This is a genomic window from Escherichia sp. E2586, assembly GCF_005781105.1.
Classification (GTDB): domain Bacteria; phylum Pseudomonadota; class Gammaproteobacteria; order Enterobacterales; family Enterobacteriaceae; genus Escherichia.
Window position 1 is genome coordinate 56,544 of record NZ_VATN01000013.1, and the last position, 24,549, is coordinate 81,092.

Here is a 24,549-nt window from a genome sequence, read left to right on the forward strand (position 1 = left end):
AAATATGAATTTCTCCAGATGCGTAAATCTATGAGCCTTGTCGCGGTTAACCCCCCCAAAAAGACTTTACTATTCAGGCAATACATATTGGCTAAGGAGCAGTGAAATGCGCGTTAACAATGGTTTGACCCCGCAAGAACTCGAGGCTTATGGTATCAGTGACGTACATGATATCGTTTACAACCCAAGCTACGACCTGCTGTATCAGGAAGAGCTCGATCCGAGCCTGACAGGTTATGAGCGCGGGGTGTTAACTAATCTGGGTGCCGTTGCCGTGGATACCGGGATCTTCACCGGGCGTTCACCAAAAGATAAGTATATCGTCCGTGACGATACGACTCGCGATACCTTCTGGTGGGCAGACAAAGGCAAAGGTAAGAACGACAACAAACCTCTCTCTCCGGAAACCTGGCAACATCTGAAAGGCCTGGTGACCAAACAGCTTTCCGGCAAACGCCTGTTCGTGGTTGATGCTTTCTGTGGCGCTAACCCGGATACTCGCCTTTCCGTACGTTTCATCACCGAAGTGGCCTGGCAAGCGCATTTCGTCAAGAACATGTTTATTCGCCCGAGTGATGAAGAGCTGGAAGGTTTCAAACCTGACTTTATCGTCATGAACGGCGCGAAGTGCACCAACCCGCAGTGGAAAGAACAGGGTCTGAACTCTGAAAACTTCGTGGCGTTTAACCTCACCGAGCGCATGCAGCTGATTGGTGGCACCTGGTACGGCGGCGAAATGAAGAAAGGGATGTTCTCAATGATGAACTACCTGCTGCCGCTGAAAGGTATCGCTTCTATGCACTGCTCCGCCAACGTTGGCGAGAAAGGCGATGTTGCGGTGTTCTTCGGCCTTTCCGGCACCGGTAAAACCACCCTTTCCACCGACCCGAAACGTCGCCTGATTGGCGATGACGAGCACGGCTGGGACGATGACGGTGTGTTTAACTTCGAAGGCGGCTGCTACGCGAAAACCATTAAACTGTCGAAAGAAGCAGAGCCAGAAATCTATGGCGCTATCCGTCGCGATGCACTGCTGGAAAACGTCACTGTACGTGAAGATGGCACCATCGACTTTGATGATGGTTCAAAAACCGAGAACACCCGCGTTTCTTATCCGATCTATCACATCGATAACATCGTTAAGCCAGTTTCCAAAGCGGGCCACGCGACTAAAGTTATCTTCCTGACCGCAGATGCTTTTGGCGTACTGCCGCCGGTTTCTCGCCTGACTGCCGATCAAACTCAGTACCACTTCCTCTCAGGCTTCACCGCCAAACTGGCTGGTACAGAGCGTGGCATCACCGAACCGACACCAACCTTCTCTGCCTGCTTCGGCGCGGCATTCCTGTCGCTGCACCCAACTCAGTACGCAGAAGTGCTGGTAAAACGTATGCAGGCAGCGGGCGCGCAGGCATATCTGGTTAACACTGGCTGGAACGGCACTGGCAAACGTATCTCCATTAAAGATACCCGCGCCATTATCGACGCCATCCTCAACGGTTCGCTGGATAACGCAGAAACCTTCACTCTGCCGATGTTTAACTTGGCGATCCCGACCGAACTGCCGGGCGTAGACACGAAGATCCTCGATCCGCGTAACACCTACGCTTCTCCGGAACAGTGGCAGGAAAAAGCTGAAACGCTGGCGAAACTGTTTATCGACAACTTCGATAAATACACCGACACCCCAGCGGGTGCCGCGCTGGTAGCGGCTGGTCCGAAGCTGTAATCAGCAGATATCTCACTGGCCCCTTATCCAAACGGATAAGGGGTTTTTTTATATCTAATTAGCTACCAATATGTACATGGTACACTTATAATTATCAATAGACCGCAGGATGCATTATGTTCACGTTTATTGAACTACAAGGATTTAGCAAACGCCGCCAGTTATTGTTGCCTGATGACGAGTTCCGGGCTTTTCAGGAACTACTCATTCAAGATCCATCTGCCGGTGACATTATCGCGGGCACAGGCAGTTTCAGAAAAATTCGCTGGAACCGTTCTGGAATGGGGAAACGGGGTGGCATTCGGATAATTTATTACAACGTGACACGCAATGGCCGAATTTATCTGGCGTTAATTTATCCTAAAAATGAACAGGATGATTTAACAGAAGAACAAAGAAAGGCATTGAAACTATTGTCCGAGAAGCTGCTTTAATGTTGAAGCTCCACAAATTCCACCATGGCCGAAATGCCAACGGAGACATTGAAAACAGATGAAAGATGAATTATTTGCTGATCTTCTTGCCAGCGCAGAAGAAATGGTACGCATCGAAAAGGGTGAAAAAACGCCTGAACCAGAGCACGTCCATACTTTTAGCGAAATCGATGTAAAAGCGATCCGTGAAGCAACTGGCTTACGCCAGCAAGATTTTGCTGTCGCCGTAGGGGTAAGTTATGACCTGGTAAAAAGCTGGGAAACCAAACGCCGTCAACCTACCGGAGCACCTCGAAAATTGCTCCTGCTTTTGCAAGCGAATCCTTTCATTATCAATCAATTGAAAACAATCTAAAAACGGGAGGTACTTTCGCCTCCCGTTTATTTACCCTTCTTTTGTCGTGCCCTGCGCCCGCGTTACCGGTAATGGCAGCCAGGCGCGAATGGAAAGCCCGCCCCGCTCGCTGGTGCCAAGCTCCAGCATCCCGTTATGGTTATCCACGATACGCTGCACAATCGCCAAGCCTAGTCCCGTGCCGCTAATGGTGCGCGCACTGTCGCCGCGGACAAAAGGCTGGAACAGATGCTTACGCTGTTCAGGCTCGATACCCGGACCGTCGTCTTCCACCTGGAACCAGGCGCGATTTGGCTCCGTTCCGCTGCTGACTTTAATCCAGCCATTGCCGTAACGGGCAGCGTTCACCACCATATTCGCCACCGCACGTTTGATTGACAGCGGATGCATTTTCACTTCTATGCAGTCAGGATAAAGCGCGGTATCAATTTCACGCTCATAGCCACTTTCCGCGGCAATCACCTCACCAAGCACCGCATTAAGATCCGCCAGTTCCATTGGCATCTCCTGCCCGGTGCGCAGGTAGTCGATAAACTGCTCAATGATGGCGTTGCACTCTTCGATATCTTTGTTGATCGATTCCGCCAGGTAGCCATCCTGCTCGCTCATCATCTCGGTCGCCAGGCGAATACGCGTGAGTGGCGTGCGCAGGTCATGACTTACCCCTGCCATCAGCAGCGTGCGGTCATCCGCCAGTTGCTTAACACCAGCCGCCATATGGTTGAAGGCTCGGGTAACCGAACGCACCTCCGAAGCGCCATATTCACGCAGTGGCGGCGGAATAATCCCCTTACCCACCTGCAAAGCAGCGTGTTCGAGATCAACAAGGGGTCGATTCTGGATACGAATAAACAGCCATGCCCCACCTATCGCCAACAGCATAATCGCCAGCGTATAGCGGAACAGCGGAGAAAAATCGCCCTGATGAATTTCGGTCAGCGGCACACGTACCCAGATATTGGGCGACAGCCAGGTTTTCAGCCAGACGACAGGCGAGCTTTTGTTAACCTCGACGCGAACTTCCGTCGGACCGCCCAGCTGCTGCGCCATCTGATGGCTTAAGAATTCATAGTGTTGCGCCCAACGCAGCCCGGCCTCTTCGGCAGCTTCGTTGGAATAGAGAGAGATCCCCAGCTCACGGTAGATCTCCCGACGGAAAGCGGGAGGCACAACCAGCTGCGTGCCGTCCTCCAGTTGCAGTTTGTCGGTCATCAACATACGCACTTCGTACGCGAGGACTTTATTAAACTGCTGGAGGCTCGGCAAAATCGCGAAGTTCAGCACCACCAGATAAGTCGTCACCAGGCTGACGAACAGCAAGGTGACGATGAGCAATAACGTGCGGGCAAATGAACTTCGTGGCGAGAAGCGCAATCGCCTCATGCTTTAGAACCGTCCGGCACGAAAACGTAGCCCAGACCCCAAACGGTCTGAATGTAACGCGGATGCGCCGGATCTTCTTCCACCATGCGGCGCAGACGAGAGATCTGCACGTCGATGGAACGTTCCATTGCGGAATATTCACGGCCACGGGCAAGATTCATCAGCTTATCGCGGGAGAGCGGCTCACGCGGGTGGCTGACCAGCGCCTTCAGAACCGCAAATTCACCGCTGGTCAGCGGCATCGGTTCATCTTCGCGGAACATTTCACGCGTACCCAGGTTAAGTTTGAACTTACCGAAAGCAATCACAGCTTCTTCCTGTGACGGCGCGCCCGGCAGTTCATTCGCCTGACGACGCAGCACCGCACGGATGCGGGCCAGCAATTCACGCGGGTTAAATGGTTTTGGAATGTAATCGTCAGCACCAATTTCCAGGCCAACGATACGGTCAACTTCTTCCCCTTTCGCCGTTACCATAATGATCGGCATCGGGTTACTCTGGCTACGAAGACGTCGGCAAATCGACAAACCATCTTCACCAGGTAACATCAAATCCAGTACCATAAGATGGAAAGATTCACGAGTCAGCAGGCGATCCATCTGTTCTGCATTAGCGACGCTTCGAACCTGGAAGCCTTGTTCGGTGAGATAACGCTCCAGCAGCGCACGCAAGCGCATGTCGTCATCGACCACCAGAATCTTGTAGTTCTCTTGCATTGTTTGTACTCCCAAAGGTTCGCAACAATTTGTAAGCGTGTATTCTTAAAAAAGCTCACGTTCGTCACCAGCTAAATCTGGTATGAATTTCAGCCTAAATTGTTACAAAGCATATTAAACAGCGGCTTAAGTATACAATTTATTCAGCGAAACATTATTGATTCTGTTGATATGATCACGTTATACCCAATGTGCGCATTATCAAACAGACAAAGGGAATCAACGAGATGAAAACGCCCCTGGTTACCCGGGAAGGGTATGAAAAACTCAAACAAGAGCTAAATTATCTCTGGCGTGAAGAGCGCCCGGAAGTCACAAAGAAGGTGACCTGGGCCGCAAGTCTGGGCGACCGCAGCGAAAACGCTGACTATCAGTATAATAAAAAGCGCCTGCGTGAAATCGACCGTCGTGTGCGCTATCTCACTAAATGCATGGAAAATCTCAAAATCGTCGATTACTCGCCCCAGCAGGAAGGCAAAGTTTTCTTTGGCGCGTGGGTAGAGATTGAAAACGATGATGGCGTGACTCACCGTTTCCGTATCGTCGGCTACGATGAAATCTTTGGCCGTAAAGATTACATCTCTATCGATTCCCCGATGGCCCGCGCATTGCTGAAAAAAGAGGTGGGCGATCTGGCGGTGGTGAATACCCCTGCCGGGGAAGCGAGCTGGTATGTTAATGCTATCGAGTACGTGAAACCGTAAGGAAGAGTCTTAACCTCCTGCCGATGGCTGGCATTTTTGCCAGCCAGTCCGTATAACTATCCCCTGATTTTTGATCCGAAAAGATGAACTCAAACCATGATGAATGATTCGTTCTGCCGCATTATTGCGGGTGAAATCCAGGCGCGCCCGGAACAGGTTGACGCTGCCGTTCGCCTGCTTGACGAAGGGAATACCGTGCCGTTTATCGCACGTTATCGTAAGGAAATCACCGGCGGTCTGGATGACACGCAGCTGCGTAATCTGGAAACGCGTCTGAGCTATCTGCGCGAGCTGGAAGAGAGACGTCAGGCTATTATCAAGTCCATTTCTGAGCAAGGTAAACTCACCGACGAGCTGGCGAATGCCATCAACGCTACCTTGAGCAAAACCGAACTCGAAGACCTTTACCTGCCCTACAAACCGAAACGTCGTACCCGCGGGCAAATCGCCATTGAAGCAGGGCTTGAGCCGTTGGCTGACCTACTGTGGAGCGATCCATCACACACGCCAGAAGTCGCCGCTGCACAATATGTTGATGCCGATAAAGGCGTGGCAGATACCAAAGCCGCGCTGGACGGCGCGCGCTATATCCTGATGGAACGCTTTGCCGAAGATGCCGCGCTGCTGGCGAAAGTGCGTGATTATCTGTGGAAGAACGCGCATCTGGTGTCGACCGTAGTGAACGGTAAAGAAGAGGAAGGGGCAAAATTCCGCGACTATTTCGATCATCACGAACCGCTGTCAACGGTGCCTTCTCACCGCGCTCTGGCGATGTTCCGTGGGCGTAACGAAGGTGTACTCCAGCTTTCGCTGAATGCCGATCCGCAGTTCGACGAGCCGCCGAAAGAGAGCTATTGCGAGCAAATCATCATGGATCATCTCGGCCTGCGCCTGAACAATGCCCCGGCGGATAGCTGGCGCAAAGGCGTGGTGAGCTGGACGTGGCGCATCAAGGTGCTGATGCACCTGGAAACAGAACTGATGGGAACCGTGCGCGAACGTGCGGAAGATGAAGCGATTAATGTCTTTGCCCGTAACCTGCACGATCTGCTGATGGCGGCCCCTGCCGGACTGCGTGCGACGATGGGCCTCGATCCGGGTCTGCGTACCGGGGTAAAAGTAGCGGTGGTCGACGCAACGGGCAAACTGGTAGCAACCGATACCATTTATCCGCACACCGGACAGGCCGCAAAGGCGGCGATGACCGTTGCCGCCCTGTGTGAAAAACATAATGTTGAACTGGTAGCGATCGGTAACGGTACGGCTTCCCGCGAAACCGAGCGTTTCTATCTTGATGTCCAGAAGCAGTTCCCGAAGGTTACCGCGCAGAAAGTGATCGTCAGCGAAGCTGGCGCGTCGGTTTACTCGGCTTCCGAGCTGGCAGCGCAGGAGTTCCCGGATCTCGACGTTTCTCTGCGTGGCGCAGTATCTATCGCCCGCCGTTTGCAGGATCCGCTGGCGGAGCTGGTGAAAATCGATCCGAAATCTATCGGCGTTGGTCAGTATCAGCATGACGTCAGCCAGACGCAGCTGGCCCGCAAGCTGGATGCAGTAGTAGAAGACTGCGTAAACGCCGTTGGCGTTGATCTGAATACTGCTTCTGTTCCGCTGTTAACTCGCGTGGCGGGCCTGACGCGCATGATGGCGCAAAACATCGTGGCCTGGCGCGATGAAAATGGTCAGTTCCAGAACCGTCAGCAACTGTTAAAAGTGAGCCGTCTGGGGCCGAAAGCCTTCGAACAGTGCGCGGGCTTCTTGCGCATTAACCACGGCGATAACCCGCTGGACGCGTCTACCGTTCACCCGGAAGCCTATCCGGTGGTGGAACGCATTCTGGCAGCAACACAGCAGGCGCTGAAAGATCTGATGGGTAACAGCAGTGAACTGCGTAATCTGAAAGCGTCTGATTTCACCGATGAGAAATTCGGTGTGCCGACAGTAACCGACATCATCAAAGAGCTGGAAAAACCGGGTCGCGATCCGCGTCCGGAATTTAAAACCGCTCAGTTTGCTGATGGCGTCGAAACGATGAACGACCTGCAACCGGGTATGATCCTCGAAGGTGCTGTCACCAACGTCACCAATTTTGGTGCTTTTGTTGATATCGGCGTACATCAGGACGGCCTGGTTCACATCTCTTCTTTGTCGAACAAGTTTGTGGAAGATCCGCATACCGTGGTGAAAGCAGGCGACATTGTGAAGGTGAAAGTGCTGGAAGTGGATCTTCAGCGTAAACGTATCGCCCTGACCATGCGTCTGGACGAGCAGCCTGGCGAAACCAACGCTCGTCGCGGCGGCGGTAACGATCGCCCGCAAAACAACCGCCCGGCAGCCAAACCGCGTGGGCGTGAAGCGCAGCCTGCCGGTAATAGCGCGATGATGGATGCGCTGGCAGCGGCAATGGGCAAAAAGCGTTAAACGCTCCGACTGGCCTACGGTTCGAATTTGCACGAAATCGTAGGCCAGATAAGGCTTTCACGCCGCATCTGGCAACGAACGCCTTGCCTGACATAAAAATGCCGGAGAATATCTCCGGCATTTTTATTCCACAACGAAACTCACACTATATTTCGTCAATATTTATCACAACATTAACAATTGAAACCTTAATAAAACATTAAGCAGCCATAATAATTCGTCCTCCGAATTATATTTTTGCTCCGATATAACCTTGAGCCACATCAACATTCACGCAGATTATTATCTAAACCAACATTCGCACACATTTTAAGTATTGCTGATAGAAACCATTCTCATTATCATTGTACTGTTGATTATTTAATCTCTCCTTCGTTGGCAAATCATCTGGTCCCATGTCGCTGTCAAACGCCCCATGAGGTAGTTATCCAGTTAATGAGAAACAAGTAGGCACCTATGCAATACACTCCAGATACTGCGTGGAAAATCACTGGCTTTTCCCGTGAAATCAGCCCGGCATATCGTCAGAAGCTGCTTTCTCTTGGCATGTTACCTGGCTCCTCTTTTAATGTGGTGCGCGTCGCTCCACTCGGCGATCCCATTCATATCGAAACCCGTCGTGTAAGCCTGGTATTACGCAAAAAAGATCTGGCCTTATTAGAAGTGGAAGCGGTTTCCTGTTAATACGGTGATAACAACAATGAAAAAATTAACCATTGGCTTAATTGGTAATCCAAATTCTGGCAAGACAACCTTATTTAACCAGCTCACCGGAGCACGTCAGCGTGTAGGAAACTGGGCTGGCGTTACCGTCGAACGTAAAGAGGGTCAGTTTTCCACCACCGATCATCAGGTCACGCTGGTGGACCTGCCCGGTACTTATTCTCTGACTACTATTTCATCGCAGACGTCGTTGGACGAGCAAATCGCCTGCCACTACATTTTGAGTGGCGACGCTGATCTGCTGATTAACGTGGTGGATGCGTCTAACCTTGAGCGTAACCTTTACCTGACGCTGCAGCTGCTGGAACTCGGTATTCCCTGCATCGTGGCGCTGAACATGCTCGACATTGCCGAGAAGCAAAATATTCGCATTGAAATTGATGCGCTGTCGGCGCGTCTTGGCTGCCCGGTGATCCCGCTGGTTTCCACGCGTGGTCGCGGTATCGAAGCTCTGAAACTGGCGATTGACCGCTACAAAGCCAACGACAATGTAGAACTGGTGCATTACGCACAGCCGCTGCTCAACGAAGCAGATTCACTGGCAAAAGTGATGCCGTCCGACATTCCGCTCAAACAGCGTCGCTGGCTGGGTCTGCAAATGCTGGAAGGCGATATCTACAGCCGCGCCTACGCCGGTGAAGCGTCGCAGCATCTGGATGCCGCCCTCGCCCGTCTGCGTAATGAGATGGACGATCCGGCGCTGCATATTGCCGATGCGCGTTACCAGTGTATTGCTGCTATCTGCGATGTGGTAAGCAACACGCTGACGGCAGAACCCAGTCGCTTCACCACGGCAGTGGATAAAATCGTGCTCAACCGTTTCCTCGGGCTGCCGATTTTCCTCTTTGTGATGTACCTGATGTTCCTGCTCGCTATCAACATCGGCGGGGCGTTACAGCCGCTGTTTGACGTCGGCTCCGTGGCGCTATTTGTGCATGGTATTCAGTGGATTGGCTACACGCTCCACTTCCCGGACTGGCTGACTATCTTCCTCGCCCAGGGCCTGGGCGGCGGTATTAACACCGTGCTGCCGCTGGTGCCGCAGATCGGCATGATGTATCTGTTCCTCTCCTTCCTCGAGGACTCCGGTTATATGGCGCGTGCGGCGTTTGTGATGGACCGCCTGATGCAGGCGCTGGGCTTGCCGGGGAAATCCTTTGTGCCGCTGATCGTCGGCTTCGGTTGTAACGTGCCGTCTGTGATGGGTGCGCGAACTCTTGATGCGCCGCGTGAACGCCTGATGACCATTATGATGGCACCGTTTATGTCCTGCGGCGCGCGTCTGGCTATCTTCGCAGTATTTGCGGCTGCCTTCTTCGGGCAGAACGGCGCGCTGGCGGTCTTCTCGCTGTATATGCTGGGTATCGTGATGGCGGTGCTGACTGGCCTGATGCTCAAGTACACCATCATGCGCGGTGAAGCGACGCCGTTTGTCATGGAGCTGCCGGTCTACCACGTACCACACGTTAAGAGTCTGATTATCCAGACCTGGCAGCGTCTGAAAGGCTTCGTGATGCGCGCAGGTAAAGTGATCATCATCGTCAGCATTTTCCTGAGCGCCTTCAACAGCTTCTCGTTGAGCGGGAAAATCGTCGATAACATCAACGACTCGGCACTGGCTTCCGTTAGCCGTGTGATCACCCCGGTCTTCAAACCGATTGGCGTACATGAAGATAACTGGCAGGCAACGGTTGGCCTGTTTACAGGTGCCATGGCGAAAGAAGTGGTGGTGGGTACGCTCAACACTCTCTACACCGCAGAAAATATTCAGGACGAAGAGTTCAATCCAGCAGAATTTAACCTCGGTGAAGAGCTGTTCAGCGCGGTAGATGAAACCTGGCAGAGCCTGAAAGACACCTTCAGTCTTAGCGTACTGATGAACCCCATTGAAGCAAGCAAAGGCGACGGCGAAATGGGTACCGGGGCGATGGGCGTGATGGATCAGAAATTCGGTAGCGCAGCTGCCGCTTACAGCTACCTGATTTTCGTCTTGCTGTATGTACCGTGCATCTCGGTGATGGGAGCCATCGCCCGTGAATCAAGCCGTGGCTGGATGGGCTTCTCCATCCTGTGGGGGCTGAATATCGCTTACTCGCTGGCAACATTGTTCTATCAGGTTGCCAGCTACAGCCAGCATCCAACCTACAGCCTGGTGTGCATTCTGGCGGTTATCCTGTTTAACATCGTGGTTATCGGTTTGCTGCGCCGCGCGCGTAGCCGGGTGGATATCGAACTGCTGGCAACGCGCAAATCGGTAAGCAGTTGCTGTGCAGCCAGCACCACTGGCGATTGCCACTAAGGATACAGCAATGGCTTCGCTCATTCAGGTGCGTGATTTGCTGGCGTTACGGGGCCGTATGGAAGCGGCCCAGATAAGCCAGACATTGAACACTCCACAGCCAATGATTAACGCCATGCTGCAACAACTGGAAAGTATGGGCAAAGCAGTGCGGATTCAGGAAGAACCTGACGGCTGCCTCTCCGGCAGTTGTAAAAGCTGCCCGGAAGGAAAAGCCTGTCTGCGCGAGTGGTGGGCGCTGCGTTAACCATACTCCATCGCCTGTTTTGAAAAGCCCGGTATGCGTTTGCTACCGGGCTTTTTTTGCGTGCGGCTTTCCATAAAAATGCAATTCTTGCAGCACAGCGTAAGTTCCTCTGAAAGCGTCTCGCAGGGATGAAAACTGGCTAATGCACAGGTGTGGAGTGGCGCGTAGAGTCGCGGCATTCAAACAACAGGTGAAGGAACGCCATGAGCAAAAAGCAGAGTTCCACCCCACACGATGCACTGTTCAAACTCTTTTTACGCCAACCGGACACGGCACGCGATTTTCTTGCGTTCCATTTACCGGCCCCCATTCACGCGCTCTGTGATATGAAAACCCTCAAGCTGGAGTCGAGCAGTTATATTGATGACGATCTGCGTGAAAGCTACTCCGACGTGCTGTGGTCGGTGAAAACCGAGCAAGGACCAGGATACATCTATTGCCTGATTGAACATCAAAGCACCTCAAACAAACTGATCGCATTTCGCATGATGCGTTACGCCATTGCCGCAATGCAAAACCACCTTGATGCCGGATACAAAACGTTGCCGATGGTGGTGCCGTTGTTGTTTTACCATGGTATTGAAAGCCCCTATCCCTATTCGCTGTGTTGGCTGGATTGTTTTGCCGATCCCAAACTGGCAAGGCAGCTTTACGCCTCTGCATTTCCGCTGATTGATGTCACCGTCATGCCTGATGATGAAATCATGCAGCACCGACGTATGGCGCTTTTGGAGTTAATTCAAAAACATATACGCCAACGCGATCTGTTAGGGCTGGTAGAGCAAATGGCCTGCTTATTAAGTAGTGGATACGCTAATGACAGACAAATCAAAGGGCTGTTTAATTACATATTGCAAACCGGCGACGCGGTACGTTTTAACGATTTTATCGACGGCGTTGCCGAACGTTCACCGAAACACAAGGAGAGTTTTATGACTATTGCGGAAAGATTGCGGCAGGAGGGAGAACAATCCAAAGCCCTGCATATAGCCAAAATAATGCTTGAGTCGGGAGTCCCTCTTGCAGACATCATACGCTTTACCGGGCTGTCAGAAGAAGAGTTGGCTGCGGCGAGTCAGTAGACACTATCCCCTGCTTAAGTGCTACTTTGTGCTATCTTGTATGTAACACAAAGTAGCACTTAAGGAACTAATATGCAGACAGTGAAATTACGGCAACAAGGAGGAGCCATGATCGTTACTATCCCACGAGATCTTGCTACCGATCTTGGATGGTCACCAGGGACGGAACTTACCGTGGAGAAAAAAGGCGATAGTGTTAATTTGCGCCCCACAGAGCACAAACCGCGTGGGCGTCTTACCGTCGCGCAGTTGTTGAGCCAGATCGATGAAAACGAAATTACGGAGTTAAATCAGTCCACAGAAGGATGGGCTGAAGGAAAAAAAGGTAATGAAGCATGGTAAAGGCAAGGACGCCACATCGTGGAGAGATATGGTATTTTAACCCTGATCCGGTTGCCGGACATGAACTTCGCGGACCACATTATTGCATTGTGGTAACGGACAAAGAACTCAACAATGTTTTAAAAGTTGCTATGTGCTGTCCAATTTCAACAGGCGCAAATGCAGCGCGTTCCACAGGGGTGACAGTGAGCGTCCTCCCCCATGATACGCAAACCGGTAGCCTGCATGGCGTTGTACTTTGTCACCAGCTAAAAGCCGTCGATCTTATTGCCCGTGGCGCTAAATTTCATACCGTTGCCGATGAAGCATTGATTAGTGAAGTTATCAGTAAACTGGTGAATTTAATCGACCCACAATAATTAGCTCTCACTTACCACCTACACCCTCTGCTTCAACGCCACCAGCAGGTGACAAAACTCGACCGGATGCGAAATAAACGGCGCATGGGCCGCTTTGGCGAAGATGTATGACTCGCTGTGCGGCCAGAGTTTATCCAGCATCGGCACCACTTTGCGCGGCACCAGACCGTCGAGATAGCCATACAATCGCAAAAACGGCATGGGTACGTTTTGCAACGGCTGACGGAGATCGACCGTTTTCAGAATTTCCAGTCCGCCATTAAGCACGTCAACCTCCGGCATCGGTAACGCCAGAACGGTTTTCTTCAGCGCTCGCGCATCCTGGCGCGCCGTTTCTGTACCCATGGTTTGTAACGCAAGGAACCGTTCTACTGTGCGCTGAAAATCTTCACTCAGTTGCTGCTGGAAACTTGCCAGCACGTCCGGTTTTATCCCCGGCCACTCGTCACGAGCACTAAAACACGGCGACGATGCCACGGTAACCAACGACTGAACACGCTCGGGATGGGTTAACGCAATCTGGCTTGCCACCAGCCCGCCGAGACTCCAGCCTAGCCAGATAGCTTTGTCCGGCGCCTGTCGCAGCACCACTTCAGCCATATCAGCAAGCGACATCGCACCAAATCCCTGGCTGCGCCCGAAGCCTGGAAGATCAACAAGATGCAACGTAAAATGCGAGCTAAGTTCCTCGTCAATGCAACGCCACACTTCGGCATTCAGTCCCCATCCGTGCAGCAGCACAAGATGAACATTCCCCTGACCTTTGGTCTGCCACCAGATGTTATTCATCCGCTATTGTTCTCTTTTTACTTACAAGGATGAACATATGCTAACAGTACCGGGATTATGCTGGCTATGCCGAATGCCGCTGGCGTTAGGTCACTGGGGGATTTGTTCGGTATGCTCTCGTGCCGCCCGTACAGATAAAACGCTATGCCCACAATGTGGATTACCTGCCACACACTCACATCTTCCTTGCGGTCGCTGCCTGCAAAAACCGCCGCCCTGGCAAAGACTAGTCACGGTCGCCGACTATGCGCCCCCCTTAAGTCCGCTTATCCACCAGCTTAAGTTTTCGCTACGCAGCGAAATCGCCAGCGCCCTGTCACGTCTGTTACTATTAGAAGTCTTACACGCCCGTCGGACTACCGGATTACAACTGCCGGATCGCATCGTCAGCGTCCCGTTATGGCAGCGCCGTCACTGGCGTCGGGGGTTTAATCAGAGCGACTTGCTGTGTCAGCCGTTATCACGCTGGTTGAATTGCCAATGGGATAGCGAAGCCGTCATGCGTACACGAGCCACTGCGACCCAGCATTTCCTCAGCGCCCGACTACGCAGACGCAATCTGAAGAATGCTTTTCGCCTTGAATTGCCCGTGCAAGGTCGCCATATGGTGATTGTGGATGATGTCGTTACCACCGGAAGTACCGTCGCAGAGATTGCGCAGCTGCTTTTACGCAATGGTGCGGCGACAGTCCAGGTCTGGTGCCTTTGTCGAACCTTGTAGAGCCTCGATGATGGGCGTATTATAACCAACTAAAATAGTCAACTATTAGGCCATTACTATGATCCGTATTTCCGATGCTGCACAAGCGCACTTTGCCAAACTGCTGGCAAACCAGGAAGAAGGGACACAAATCCGCGTATTTGTGATTAACCCTGGCACGCCTAACGCTGAATGTGGTGTTTCTTATTGTCCGCCGGACGCTGTGGAAGCCACCGATACCGCCCTGAAATTTGACCTGCTGACCGCGTATGTTGATGAGTTAAGCGCACCTTACCTGGAAGATGCAGAGATTGATTTTGTTACCGACCAGTTGGGTTCTCAGCTGACGCTGAAAGCACCAAACGCCAAAATGCGTAAAGTGGCTGACGATGCGCCGCTGATGGAGCGTGTGGAGTACATGCTGCAATCGCAGATCAACCCGCAACTTGCCGGTCACGGTGGTCGCGTTTCGCTGATGGAAATCACCGAAGACGGCTACGCCATTCTGCAATTCGGCGGCGGCTGTAACGGTTGTTCTATGGTCGATGTGACGCTGAAGGAAGGGATCGAGAAGCAGCTGCTGAACGAATTCCCGGAGCTGAAAGGTGTACGCGATCTCACCGAACACCAGCGCGGCGAACACTCCTACTACTAAGTTACCCTCTCTTTTGTAGATTGCCCGATGCGACGCTAAAGCGTCTTTTCGGGCCATCTGCCAGGCATTGACTCGGCAAATCCATCCCTTCGTTTCCCCGCGATAATATGACCAACCTCTCATAATTTAAATTTACCCCGCTCTGGTGATTCTCAAGCACGCAATGTTACCCGTATCATTCTTGTGGGCACCAAACACACTCATAACATTTGACTACACTAATTCGTTTTAGGAGTCATCAGCCGTGGTGCCGTTGTATCTCTGTTCCCAGTTGGGACAACCAGGATTTGTCGTCAGAAACCTGACGTTACCCATAACAAATTAAAGGCCAGGTAAATCATGCCATTAGTCATTGTTGCTATCGGTGTAATCTTGTTATTACTCCTGATGATCCGCTTCAAAATGAACGGCTTCATCGCCCTCGTCCTGGTGGCGCTTGCTGTTGGATTAATGCAAGGGATGCCGCTGGATAAAGTTATTGGCTCTATCAAAGCCGGTGTCGGCGGGACGCTCGGCAGCCTTGCCCTGATCATGGGTTTTGGCGCGATGCTGGGCAAAATGCTGGCAGACTGTGGCGGTGCACAACGTATCGCCACCACGCTGATTGCCAAATTTGGTAAAAAACATATCCAGTGGGCCGTGGTACTAACCGGTTTTACCGTTGGTTTTGCCCTGTTCTATGAAGTGGGTTTCGTACTGATGCTGCCGCTGGTGTTCACTATCGCTGCAGCGGCGAATATTCCACTGTTGTACGTTGGTGTACCGATGGCCGCTGCGCTGTCTGTCACCCACGGCTTCCTGCCGCCGCATCCGGGCCCGACTGCGATTGCTACCATTTTCAACGCCGATATGGGTAAAACCCTGCTGTACGGTACCATTCTGGCAATCCCGACCGTGATTCTCGCGGGTCCGGTTTACGCTCGCGTGCTGAAAGGTATCGATAAGCCAATCCCGGAAGGTCTGTACAGCGCGAAAACCTTCAGCGAAGAAGAGATGCCGAGCTTTGGCGTCAGCGTCTGGACTTCTCTGGTGCCAGTTGTGCTGATGGCGATGCGTGCGATTGCCGAAATGATCCTGCCGAAAGGTCACGCTTTCCTGCCGGTGGCGGAGTTCCTCGGTGACCCGGTAATGGCTACGCTGATTGCCGTGCTGATTGCGATGTTCACCTTTGGTCTGAACCGTGGCCGTTCAATGGATCAGATTAACGACACGCTGGTTTCTTCCATCAAAATCATTGCGATGATGCTGTTGATCATCGGCGGTGGCGGTGCGTTCAAGCAGGTGCTGGTAGACAGCGGCGTGGACAAATACATTGCTTCCATGATGCACGAAACCAACATTTCTCCGCTGCTGATGGCCTGGTCGATTGCTGCCGTACTGCGTATCGCGCTGGGTTCCGCAACCGTTGCAGCAATCACTGCGGGTGGTATCGCTGCGCCGCTGATTGCAACGACGGGTGTTAGCCCAGAGCTGATGGTTATTGCGGTTGGTTCCGGTAGTGTGATTTTCTCGCACGTGAACGATCCGGGCTTCTGGCTGTTCAAAGAGTACTTTAACCTGACTATCGGCGAGACCATCAAATCCTGGTCGATGCTGGAAACCATTATCTCAGTGTGCGGTCTGGTTGGCTGTCTGCTGCTGAATATGGTGATTTGATAATACTGATGGCCGGATGCGGCGTGACCGCCTTATCCGGCCTACGATTCGGTATCAATTAGTAGGCCGGATAAGACGCGTCAAGCGTCGCATCCGGCATCAACCGCACTCTACTTCTTCTTCGCTACCGCCCTGCGCCGCTTGTCCAGATCCTTGATCAACTTGTTCACCCCATCATCGGCAAACATCGTCTCAAGCGTTGCGGAAAGCTTGCGTCGCCAGTTTTTGTACTGGTAACTGGTTCCAGGAATATTTACCGGTTCCGCCATATCCAGCCAGTCTTCCGGCTGTAGCCCTAACAGGGCGCTGTTGCTGTCGGCAATGTAGCGTTGCAAACCACGATTAAGCGTCGGCGTCATCGCCATCAGCGACGCCTTATGCCCGGTGCGTTTAGGCAGGCAGCCATATTTGTGCAGTGCATCCAGCAGCCCCTGCTTCGCCTGCTCACGATCCTGATACAAACCGCGTAGCACCTCTTCATCCGGATACAGCCCCAGCGTTTTGCCCAGCGTTAAATCACCGCTCTCCCAGTAACCGCGAAGCGTTGGCAGGTCGTGTGTCGCCGCAACTGCCATCGACTGCTCCGGGTACGCTTTCGGCGCGCGGAATGTCTTCTCGTGGTCGCTTTCGAAATAGAGCACTTTATAGGAGTAAACACCGCTACTGCGCAGTTTACCGACAATCTCTACTGGTACAGTGCCGAGATCTTCCCCAATCACCATGCAGCGATGACGCTGACTTTCGAGTGCCAGAATCGAGAGCAGATCATCCACCGGATAGTGAACATATGCCCCCTGATCCGCCGTCTCGCCATACGGTATCCACCACAAACGCAGCATCGACATCACATGGTCAATTCGTAATGCGCCGCAGTTTTGCATATTGGCACGCAGCAGCTCGATAAACGGTTCATAGGCACGCGCGGTGATGATATGCGGGTCCATCGGCGGCAAGCCCCAGTTCTGCCCCAACGGGCCGAGGATATCCGGCGGCGCGCCAACCGACGCTTTCAGGCAATACAATTCACGGTCGCACCAGGTTTCTGCCCCACCTTCTGCTACACCAACCGCCAGGTCACGATACAAGCCAATCGGCATTTCATAGCCCTGGCTTATCTCCCAGCAAGCGGCAAACTGGCTGTAAGCCAGCCACTGCAACCAGAGATAAAAATCGACGTCATCGCGATGTTCTTCGCAGAACTGACGCACTTCTGGCGAATCCACGTTCTGATACATCTCAGGCCATGCTGGCCAGCCCCAGCGCATTTCGTCTTCTTTCACTTGCTGGGCATGTAGCGCATCAAAGGCTGCCTGCCAAAACAGGCTGTCGCCTTGCTCTGCAACAAACTGGCGAAACGCGGTCATCTGCTCATCATCACGTTGCGCGAAACCTTTCCACGCCATGCGCAATGCTGTCATTTTCAGGGCGGTAACCGTGGAATAATCGACCCAGTCGGCATCCCGCGCCTGTTGCAGCGTCTGCTGCGTCGTCGGCATCTGCCACCAGGTTTGCGCCTCTTCGCTAAGCTGAAAATCTTCAACGGCGTTGACGTCGATATAAATCACGTTCAGCCAGCGGCGAGAAGACGGGCTATATGGGCTGGCGCTTTCCGGGTTTGCCGGATAGAGCGCATGAATCGGATTCAGGCCGATAAACGCTCCACCACGTTTCGCCACATCCACCAGCATCGCTTTGAGATCGCCAAAATCCCCAATACCCCAGTTTTTTTCCGATCGCAGCGTATAAAGCTGAACGCAGGCCCCCCACAGCTTTTGCTTGTTGAGCAATGCCTGCGGTTCGTAGCAGCGTTTCGGGGCGACAATCACCCGACAATGAGCACGCTGTTCATCCTGAGTAAGCGTCAGCGTGTGATAACCTTCCGGCAGCTTCGTCGGTAGATTGAACGCGTTACCACCGCTCACGTGGCCTTTGTACTGCGTACCTTCTTCGGTGGTCAGCAACCAGCTAAATTCGCCGCTGCCCTCTACCGCCATTGGCATTTTTTTCCCGGAGGTATACACCATGACATTTGGCACTGGTGTTACCGCCACTTTCGTGGCGGTACTTTGATGCATCGCATCAAGCAAACGCCGTTTGGTTTCGGCGCTAATCGACTGCGGTTTTCCGTGGGCATTGATGTAATTGGGGCTGATCCCCGCCGCCAACGCGGCTTTGTCCAGACGTTTGCTTTCCATCGCGCTTCCTTAGCGTTTTGCCTGCCAGATACGGGCCTGATAATCACGGATTGAGCGATCCGAGCTAAACATACCGCAGCGGGCGGTATTGAGGATCGCCGCGCGAGTCCAGGCCTCCTGGTCGCGGTACAGCACATCCACGCGTTTTTGCGCTTCGACATAAGCCGCAAAGTCCGCCATCACCAGATACGGATCGCCGCCCTGCTTACCGAGGCTATGCAGCATCTGGTCAAACGCGTGTTTATCGCCATCGCTATATTTACCGCTTTCCAGCTCTTTTAATACCGCATCAAGCACCTTATCTTTCTTCCGCCATTTCACCGGATCATAGCCCTTAGCTTTCAGCGCCTTAACCTGCTCCACGGTATGACCAAAGATAAAGATATTCTCTTCACCGACTTTCTCGGCGATCTCCACGTTTGCACCATCCAGCGTGCCGACAGTGAGCGCACCGTTAAGCGCCAGTTTCATATTGCCAGTACCAGAAGCTTCTTTACCTGCGGTGGAGATCTGCTCGGAGATATCCGCCGCCGGGATCAGCATTTCCGCAGCAGATACACAATAATCTGGCAGGAATACAACCCTCAGCTTGTCGCCCACCTGCGGATCGTTGTTGATCACCTCAGCCACTTTGTTGATCGCAAAGATAATATTCTTCGCCAGGTAGTAGCCCGGTGCCGCTTTCGCGCCGAAGAGGAAGACGCGCGGTACGCGGTCAGCCTGCGGGTTTTCACGAATTTCTTTGTACAACGCCAGAATATGCAGCAGATTCAGGTGCTGGCGTTTGTACTCGTGCAGGCGTTTGATCTGAATATCGAAAATCGCCTGAGGATTGATTTCAATACCGGTACGGACTTTCACAAACTCCGCCAGACGAACTTTATTCGCCTGTTTGATCTCGCGATATTGCTGACGGAATTTCGCGTCATCAGCGAATTTTTCCAGATTAATCAGTTGATCGAGATCGTTAGCCCACTCTTTTTTCAGTGACTTATCCAACAATGCCGCCAGTGCCGGGTTGCACTGTTTGATCCAGCGACGCGGGGTAATGCCGTTGGTGACGTTATGGAATTTGTTCGGCCATAGCTGGTGATATTCCGGGAACAGATCTTTCACCACCAGATCCGAGTGCAACGCCGCCACACCGTTTACCGCAAAGCCGCTTACCACGCACATATTGGCCATGCGAACTTGTTTGTCATGCACCACCGCCAGCTTCGCCCATACCGCTTTATCGCCCGGCCAGGTTTTTTCCACCAGCTTCTTAAAGCGGTTGTTGATTTCGTTGATTACCTGCATATGGCGTGGCAGCAGGGCTTTTACCAGCTTCTCATCCCAGCACTCAAGTGCTTCTGGCATCAGGGTATGGTTGGTATAAGCAAAGGTATTGCTGGTGATTGCCCATGCGTCATCCCAGCTCATCTGGTGCTCATCGATTAGCACGCGCAGCAGTTCTGGAATAGCGATAGTCGGGTGGGTATCGTTGAGCTGAATGACTTCGTAATCTGCCAGCTCGTGCAGTTTACGCCCCGCCAGATGGTGACGACGCAGAATGTCGGCAACCGAACAAGCACACTGGAAATATTGCTGCATCAGACGCAGTTTTTTACCGGCAGTATGGTTGTCGTTTGGATAGAGCACTTTAGTCAGTTTTTCAGCGTCAATGCCCTGTTGTTCAGCACGCAGGAAATCGCCGTCGTTGAATTTGGTGAGGTTAAACGGATGCGCATGTGTCGCTTGCCATAAACGCAGCGGCTGCGCCACACCATTTCGGTAGCCCAGCACAGGTAAATCCCACGCCTGGCCGGTAATGGTAAATGCGGGCTCCCAACGACCGTCTTTCGTGACCTTGCCACCAATCCCAACCTGCACGTCAAGCGCTTCATTATGGCTGAACCACGGATAGTTACTGCGATGCCAGTCATCTGGCGCTTCCATTTGTTGACCGTCAACAAATGACTGACGGAACAGACCATATTGATAGTTCAGACCATAGCCTGTTGCGGATTGTCCGACGGTCGCCATTGAATCGAGGAAACATGCCGCCAGACGGCCCAGACCGCCGTTGCCCAGCGCCGGGTCAGTCTCTTCTTCCAGCAGATCTGTCAGGTTGATGTCATAGGATTTCAGCGAATCCTGAACAGCCTGATACCAACCGAGATTTAACAGGTTGTTGCCCGTCAGACGACCAATCAAAAACTCCATTGAGATGTAGTTAACATGGCGCTGATTCGCCGTCGGTTTGGCAAAAGGCTGGGCACGCAACATTTCCGCCAGCGCTTCACTCACGGCCTGCCACCACTGACGAGGGGTCATCTCAGCTGCAGAAGTTAAGCCATAACGCTGCCATTGACGTGACAGGGCTTCCTGAAATTGCTTTTCATTAAAAATGGGTTGTGACATAGGAGTTCCAGTTTTCTTAGACATTAAACACAACGTTATCGTTAGTTTGCCAGGCTCCATGTTGACCTTCCTCATCCTACGGGGGATTAGGCGGGGAGGAGTGACGGGGATGAGCAAGAAAATGTGATCGCGAACACTTAAAGGTAGTGCAATCAACTGCAAAAGCATCGGCCCAGTGCCAAAGAGCGCAAAAAAACCGACGATTAACAGTAAGAAAGGGCGTCGCGTATTATCAAAAAGCGGAAAGCCACTCTATAAATTAAGTAAAGCAGCGAAATAGTTTCAGCAATGAAATACCAATCGTGATTCATCTCATTCTTAATAGATTTATTAAGATCATCTTTTTAGATAGACCTTTCATCATGAATTAAGGAAGCATCATTGCTTTAATAACACTATTGAACCATGAGAAAACACCATAAGATCCAGTATCTACGCTGGATCAGCGTAGTTTTAAGATGAAACATTAATAAAGGTTTTGAATTGTGACAGAGTGCAAATTCAGACACATAAAAAACCGTCATCGCTTGCATTGCACAGATTTCTAGCCGACCTTATAACCATTAATTACGAAGCGCAAAAAAAATAATATTTCCTCAATTTCCACAGTGAAGTGATTAACTATGCTGATTCCGTCAAAATTAAGTCGTCCGGTTCGACTCGACCATACCGTGGTTCGTGAGCGCCTGCTGGCTAAACTTTCCGGCGCGAACAACTTCAGGCTGGTGCTGATCACAAGTCCTGCGGGCTACGGAAAGACCACACTCATATCCCAATGGGCGGCAGGCAAAAACGATTTGGGCTGGTACTCGCTGGATGACGGCGATAACCAGCAAGAACGTTTCGCCAGCTACCTGATTGCCGCAATTCAACAGGCCACCAACGGGCATTGCCCCGCCAGTGAAGTGATGGCGCAAAAGCGGCAATATGCCAGTCTATCCTCACTTTTTGCCCAACTGTTTATCGAACTGGCAGAGTGGCACCAGCCGCTCTACTTGGTTATTGACGATTATCATCTGATCACTAACCCAGTGATTCACGAGTCAATGCGCTTCTTTATTCGTCATCAACCGGAAAATCTGACCCTGGTAGTTTTGTCGCGCAATCTTCCGCAACTGGGTATTGCCAATTTGCGTGTACGTGACCAACTGCTGGAAATTGGCAGCCAGCAACTGGCGTTTACCCACCAGGAAGCCAAGCAGTTTTTTGATTGCCGTCTGTCTTCACCCATCGAAGCCGCTGAAAGTAGCCGGATTTGCGATGACGTTTCTGGTTGGGCAACGGCTTTACAATTAATCGCCCTCTCCGTCCGACAGAATACCCACTCTGCGCACAAATCCGCACGTCGCCTGGCGGGCATTAATGCCAGCCATCTTTCTGATTATCTGGTCGATGAAGTGTTAGATAACGTTGATCTGGCAACACGTCATTTCCTGCTGAAAAGTGCCATTTTGCGATCGATGAACGATACGCTAATCACCCGCGTGACAGGTGAAGACAACGGGCAAATGCGCCTCGAAGAAATTGAGCGTCAGGGACTGTTTTTGCAACGGATGGATGATACCGGCGAGTGGTTCTGCTATCACCCATTGTTTGGCAACTTCCTGCGCCAGCGCTGCCAGTGGGAACTGGCGGCGGAACTGCCCGAAATTCATCGTGCCGCTGCAGAAAGCTGGATGGCGCAAGGTTTTCCCAGCGAAGCTATTCATCATGCGCTGGCCGCGGGCGACGCGCTGATGCTGCGCGATATTCTGCTTAATCACGCCTGGAGTTTGTTCAACCATAGCGAACTGTCACTGCTGGAAGAGTCGCTCAACGCCCTGCCGTGGGACAGCCTGCTGGAAAACCCACAGCTGGTGTTGTTGCAGGCGTGGCTGATGCAAAGCCAACATCGCTATGGCGAAGTGAACACCCTGCTTGCACGTGCCGAGCATGAGATCAAGGACATCAGAGAAGGCACCATGCACGCAGAATTTAACGCTTTGCGCGCCCAGGTGGCGATTAACGACGGCAATCCGGATGAAGCTGAACGGCTGGCAAAACTGGCACTGGAAGAACTGCCTCCGGGCTGGTTCTACAGCCGCATTGTGGCAACCTCCGTGCTTGGCGAAGTGTTGCACTGCAAAGGTGAATTGACCCGTTCACTGGCGTTAATGCAGCAAACCGAACAAATGGCACGTCAGCACGATGTTTGGCACTACGCCTTGTGGAGTTTAATCCAGCAAAGTGAAATTCTGTTTGCCCAAGGGTTCCTGCAAACTGCATGGGAAACACAGGAAAAAGCGTTCCAGTTGATAAACGAGCAGCATCTGGAACAGTTGCCGATGCATGAGTTTCTGGTGCGCATCCGTGCACAGCTGCTATGGGCCTGGGCGCGGCTGGATGAAGCCGAAGCCTCGGCACGAAGCGGGATTGAAGTCTTGTCGTCTTATCAGCCGCAGCAACAGCTTCAGTGCCTGGCAATGTTGATCCAATGCTCGCTGGCCCGTGGCGATTTAGATAACGCCCGTAGCCAGCTAAACCGTCTGGAAAACCTGCTGGGGAATGGCAAATATCACAGCGACTGGATCTCTAACGCCAACAAAGTCCGGGTGATTTACTGGCAAATGACCGGAGATAAAGCGGCTGCCGCCAACTGGCTGAGCCATACTGCGAAACCAGAGTTTGCGAACAATCACTTCCTGCAAGGTCAATGGCGCAACATTGCCCGCGCACAAATCTTGCTGGGAGAGTTTGAACCGGCGGAAATAGTCCTCGAAGAACTGAACGAAAACGCCCGCAGTCTGCGGTTGATGAGCGACCTCAACCGTAACCTGCTTCTACTCAATCAGTTGTACTGGCAAGCCGGGCGTAAAAGCGACGCCCAGCGTGTGTTGCTGGATGCATTAAAACTGGCAAACCGCACTGGATTTATCAGTCATTTTGTTATTGAAGGCGAAGCAATGGCGCAACAACTGCGCCAGCTGATTCAGCTTAATACGCTGCCGGAACTGGAACAGCACCGCGCGCAGCGTATTCTGCGGGAAATCAATCAACATCATCGACATAAATTCGCTCATTTCGATGAGAGTTTCGTTGAACGTCTGCTAAATCATCCGGAAGTGCCAGAACTAATCCGCACCAGCCCGCTGACGCAACGTGAATGGCAGGTACTGGGGCTGATTTACTCCGGCTACAGCAACGAGCAAATTGCGGGCGAGCTGGAAGTCGCGGCGACCACTATCAAGACGCATATCCGCAATCTGTACCAAAAACTCGGCGTCGCCCACCGCCAGGCTGCGGTACAACACGCGCAGAAACTGCTGAAGATGATGGGGTATGGAGTGTGAATTTAGCCGGATAACGCGCCAGATCCGGCTG

General features: G+C 52.3%; 20 protein-coding genes. 15 read left to right on the top strand and 5 right to left on the bottom strand.

Features of this window, described 5'->3' with window-relative positions; translation table 11 throughout:
* Positions 1-106: 106 nt before the first annotated feature.
* From pckA to nadS, 3 genes are all read left to right on the top strand, one after another.
* A complete protein-coding gene (gene pckA / locus FEK50_RS14080; RefSeq protein ID WP_130208983.1) occupies positions 107-1,729 on the top strand; it encodes a phosphoenolpyruvate carboxykinase (ATP) in 1,623 nt (540 codons plus the stop codon).
* 116 nt (positions 1,730-1,845) lie between these two features.
* Entirely contained in the window at positions 1,846-2,163 is a 318-nt protein-coding gene (locus FEK50_RS14085; protein ID WP_130208985.1) for a type II toxin-antitoxin system RelE/ParE family toxin, read from the top strand.
* 58 nt (positions 2,164-2,221) lie between these two features.
* The gene (nadS, locus tag FEK50_RS14090; RefSeq protein ID WP_130208987.1) at positions 2,222-2,518 is read left to right on the top strand and encodes a NadS family protein; all 297 of its coding nucleotides are present in this window, start codon (positions 2,222-2,224) and stop codon (positions 2,516-2,518) included.
* 30 nt (positions 2,519-2,548) lie between these two features.
* On the opposite strand, the gene envZ is transcribed toward nadS, so the two are convergent.
* Positions 2,549-3,901, bottom strand: coding sequence for a two-component system sensor histidine kinase EnvZ (gene envZ / locus FEK50_RS14095; RefSeq protein ID WP_130261028.1), 1,353 nt, complete (start codon positions 3,899-3,901; stop codon positions 2,549-2,551).
* Positions 3,898-4,617 (bottom strand): two-component system response regulator OmpR, encoded by a 720-nt coding sequence (ompR, locus tag FEK50_RS14100; RefSeq protein WP_001157751.1) that lies wholly within the window; start codon positions 4,615-4,617, stop codon positions 3,898-3,900. The genes envZ and ompR overlap by 4 nt, the downstream gene beginning before the upstream one ends.
* A gap of 227 nt (positions 4,618-4,844) precedes the next feature.
* Between ompR and greB the strand changes: the two genes are divergently transcribed.
* The 8 genes from greB (at position 4,845) to FEK50_RS14140 (ending at position 12,791) form a co-directional block, all read left to right on the top strand.
* Positions 4,845-5,321 carry a transcription elongation factor GreB gene (gene greB / locus FEK50_RS14105; RefSeq protein WP_000856744.1) on the top strand — a complete coding sequence of 159 codons (477 nt, stop codon included), beginning with the start codon at positions 4,845-4,847 and terminating at the stop codon, positions 5,319-5,321.
* Between the two features lie 96 nt (positions 5,322-5,417).
* A complete protein-coding gene (locus FEK50_RS14110; protein WP_131161839.1) occupies positions 5,418-7,739 on the top strand; it encodes a Tex family protein in 2,322 nt (773 codons plus the stop codon).
* 456 nt (positions 7,740-8,195) lie between these two features.
* Positions 8,196-8,423, top strand: a complete 228-nt coding sequence (gene feoA / locus FEK50_RS14115) for a ferrous iron transporter A (protein ID WP_001200455.1) — start codon at positions 8,196-8,198, stop codon at positions 8,421-8,423.
* 16 nt (positions 8,424-8,439) lie between these two features.
* Positions 8,440-10,761 (top strand): Fe(2+) transporter permease subunit FeoB, encoded by a 2,322-nt coding sequence (feoB, locus tag FEK50_RS14120; RefSeq protein WP_130261029.1) that lies wholly within the window; start codon positions 8,440-8,442, stop codon positions 10,759-10,761.
* Positions 10,762-10,771: 10 nt separating this feature from the next.
* Complete coding sequence (gene feoC, locus FEK50_RS14125) at positions 10,772-11,008, top strand: [Fe-S]-dependent transcriptional repressor FeoC (protein ID WP_000157586.1); 237 nt, start codon at positions 10,772-10,774, stop codon at positions 11,006-11,008.
* Between the two features lie 203 nt (positions 11,009-11,211).
* Entirely contained in the window at positions 11,212-12,090 is an 879-nt protein-coding gene (rpnA, locus tag FEK50_RS14130) for a recombination-promoting nuclease RpnA (RefSeq protein ID WP_131161840.1), read from the top strand.
* A 72-nt stretch (positions 12,091-12,162) separates the two neighbouring features.
* Entirely contained in the window at positions 12,163-12,432 is a 270-nt protein-coding gene (locus FEK50_RS14135) for an AbrB/MazE/SpoVT family DNA-binding domain-containing protein (RefSeq protein ID WP_130261031.1), read from the top strand.
* Positions 12,426-12,791 carry a type II toxin-antitoxin system PemK/MazF family toxin gene (locus FEK50_RS14140; RefSeq protein ID WP_130208999.1) on the top strand — a complete coding sequence of 122 codons (366 nt, stop codon included), beginning with the start codon at positions 12,426-12,428 and terminating at the stop codon, positions 12,789-12,791. The genes FEK50_RS14135 and FEK50_RS14140 overlap by 7 nt, the downstream gene beginning before the upstream one ends.
* Positions 12,792-12,809: 18 nt before the next feature.
* On the opposite strand, the gene bioH is transcribed toward FEK50_RS14140, so the two are convergent.
* On the bottom strand, positions 12,810-13,580 hold the full coding sequence (gene bioH, locus FEK50_RS14145) for a pimeloyl-ACP methyl ester esterase BioH (protein WP_131161841.1): 771 nt from the start codon (positions 13,578-13,580) through the stop codon (positions 12,810-12,812).
* Between the two features lie 37 nt (positions 13,581-13,617).
* Between bioH and gntX the strand changes: the two genes are divergently transcribed.
* From gntX to gntT, 3 genes are all read left to right on the top strand, one after another.
* Positions 13,618-14,301 (top strand): DNA utilization protein GntX, encoded by a 684-nt coding sequence (gene gntX, locus FEK50_RS14150; protein ID WP_130209003.1) that lies wholly within the window; start codon positions 13,618-13,620, stop codon positions 14,299-14,301.
* A gap of 58 nt (positions 14,302-14,359) precedes the next feature.
* Positions 14,360-14,935 (top strand): Fe-S biogenesis protein NfuA, encoded by a 576-nt coding sequence (gene nfuA / locus FEK50_RS14155; protein WP_000619389.1) that lies wholly within the window; start codon positions 14,360-14,362, stop codon positions 14,933-14,935.
* A 339-nt stretch (positions 14,936-15,274) separates the two neighbouring features.
* On the top strand, positions 15,275-16,591 hold the full coding sequence (gntT, locus tag FEK50_RS14160; protein WP_001131743.1) for a gluconate transporter: 1,317 nt from the start codon (positions 15,275-15,277) through the stop codon (positions 16,589-16,591).
* A 110-nt stretch (positions 16,592-16,701) separates the two neighbouring features.
* Here gntT and malQ read toward each other — a convergent pair whose 3' ends face one another.
* Positions 16,702-18,786, bottom strand: a complete 2,085-nt coding sequence (gene malQ, locus FEK50_RS14165; RefSeq protein WP_131161842.1) for a 4-alpha-glucanotransferase — start codon at positions 18,784-18,786, stop codon at positions 16,702-16,704.
* Positions 18,787-18,795: 9 nt separating this feature from the next.
* Positions 18,796-21,189: a maltodextrin phosphorylase gene (malP, locus tag FEK50_RS14170; protein ID WP_131161843.1), complete on the bottom strand. Its 2,394-nt coding sequence runs from the start codon at positions 21,187-21,189 to the stop codon at positions 18,796-18,798.
* Between the two features lie 623 nt (positions 21,190-21,812).
* Here malP and malT point away from each other — a divergent pair.
* Positions 21,813-24,518, top strand: coding sequence for an HTH-type transcriptional regulator MalT (gene malT / locus FEK50_RS14175; RefSeq protein WP_130261037.1), 2,706 nt, complete (start codon positions 21,813-21,815; stop codon positions 24,516-24,518).
* Positions 24,519-24,549: the final 31 nt, after the last annotated feature.